The sequence below is a fragment of the Streptomyces sp. NPDC059900 genome (genome assembly GCF_050270335.1).
Classification (GTDB): domain Bacteria; phylum Actinomycetota; class Actinomycetes; order Streptomycetales; family Streptomycetaceae; genus Streptomyces.
Genome location: NZ_JBNNJZ010000975.1, coordinates 1 through 1,888, shown reverse-complemented (window position 1 = coordinate 1,888; position 1,888 = coordinate 1). Strand labels below are relative to the sequence as shown.

The 1,888-nt window shown below is 70.5% G+C and carries 3 protein-coding genes; all 3 read right to left on the bottom strand.

Annotated elements, in window-relative coordinates; translation table 11 throughout:
* On the bottom strand, positions 1-332 hold a 332-nt coding region (locus ACQKIP_RS46350), incomplete at its 3' end, for an ATP-binding cassette domain-containing protein (protein WP_427745756.1).
* Positions 329-1,441 carry a FecCD family ABC transporter permease gene (locus ACQKIP_RS46345; protein ID WP_365866489.1) on the bottom strand — a complete coding sequence of 371 codons (1,113 nt, stop codon included), beginning with the start codon at positions 1,439-1,441 and terminating at the stop codon, positions 329-331. The genes ACQKIP_RS46345 and ACQKIP_RS46350, both read right to left, overlap by 4 nt.
* Positions 1,438-1,888, bottom strand: a 451-nt coding sequence (locus ACQKIP_RS46340; protein WP_427745755.1) for a FecCD family ABC transporter permease, incomplete at its 5' end; no start/stop codon positions are given. The genes ACQKIP_RS46345 and ACQKIP_RS46340, both read right to left, overlap by 4 nt.

Below are 1,888 nucleotides of genomic sequence, written 5' to 3'. Positions count from 1 at the left end.
GTGTAGCGCCCCCGGGCCACCAGGTCGGCGACGGTGACCCCGTCCGAGGCCATCGCGCTCTGCGGCAGCAGTCCTACCCGCCGCGCCACCTCTTTGGTCTTGAGCAAGTTGATGTCGTCGCCGTCGAGAACGATCTGCCCGGCCGACGGTTTCAGCAGTCGGGACAGGCCGCGCAACAGGGTCGACTTGCCGCACGCGTTCGGGCCGACGATAACCGTGCACGACTCCTCGGGGATCGCCACCGAGAGTCGCTCGGAGATGACCGGCTTGTCGTAGCCGATCGTCGCCGACTGCACCCTCGGGCGCGCGGCGCCGGGCCGGTTCGCGCTCACAGGCGCCTTCTTGCTTCGGAGAACAGCAGGTATCCGAGATAGCCGCCGCCGAGCACGACGGTGATGATGCCGACCGGCAGCGGGGTGGAGGCGATGTGCTGGGCGAGGTAGTCCGACGCCAGACACAGCAGCGCCCCGACGAAGGCGGCGGGAGCGAGGGTGATCCCCGCGCTGCGGGAGAGCCGGCGTGCGATCTGCGGGGCGACCAGGGAGACGAACAGGATCGGCCCCGACGCGGCCGTGACCGTCGCCGTCAGCGCCACTGCCACCAGGATCAGGGCCAGGCGTACGGGCGAGACACGTACGCCGTGCGAGGCGGCCACTTCGTCGCCCAGCTGCATCTGCCGCAGCGGCCGGCTCAACATCCCGGCCAGCAGCAGGAGTACGGCGATACAGGCGCCGCCGACGGCGACCTGGTTCCAGGATATGCCGTTGAGCGAACCGGCACCCCACGCGGCCGCGGACATCGCCTGGTCCAGGTCGGCCTTGAGGATCAGCCAGGTGTTGAGCGAATCGAGCATCGCCGATACGCCGATACCGACGACGATCAGACGGAACCCCTTCACCCCTCGCCGGTAGGCCAGCACGTACACGGCCACGGCGGTGGCCAGCCCGCCCAGCAGCGCCCCGCCGGCCAGCTGCGTGTAGGTGCCGTCGACGACCAGGATCACGATCAGCGCGCCGGTGTAGGAGCCTTGGGAGAACCCCATGATGCCGGGGTCGGCGAGGGGGTTGCGCAACAGCGACTGGAACATTGCCCCGCTCACGCCCAGAGCCGCGCCGAAGACCAGCGCCGCGGCCACCCGGGGCAGCCGCCACTGGACCACGAGCTCCTGGACGAAGCCGGTCTCCCGGCCGGTCAGTGCGGAGAGCACCTGCCCGGGACTCAGCGCGTACGAGCCGGTCATCAGCGCGAGCACCGCCATAGCGGCGATCGCGACCGCGAGCACCGTGCAGACGACGACCGAGCGCCACGGGAGGCGGATTGCGAGCCGCCCGCGCCGCAGCACCAGCGCCCGCCGCCCGAAGTCCGCCCGTGGACGGTGCGCGTTCACCTTCACCGTCCGCTTGCCTTCTTTCGCCCGCACCGGGCGCGTGTTCGTGTTCACAGCCCGCTTGCCTTCTTCCGCCGCACCAGCACGATGAGGACGGGAGCGCCGACGAAGGCGGTGACGATCCCCACGGGGATCTCGCCGGGGCGCATCACGACGCGGCCGAGGATGTCGGAGGCCAGCAGCAGGCTCGGGGCGAGCAGCACGCTGTACGCGAAGATCCAGCGTTGGTCCGGGCCGACGATCCAGCGGGCCACGTGCGGCACCATGAGTCCGACGAATCCGATGGGTCCCGCTATCGCGGTGGCGCCACCGGCAAGGAAGGTGAGTGCGATCACCGCGAGCACGCGGGTGCGTGCCAGGTGGACCCCTTGGGCGCGGGCCAGTTCTTCGCCCAGAGCCAGCGCGTTGAGCGGGCCCGACACCGCGAAAGCCAGCAGGAGTGCCACCGCGAAGAACAGCAGGATCGGCCAGAGGACGTCCAGCGGGCGACCCGTGATCGAC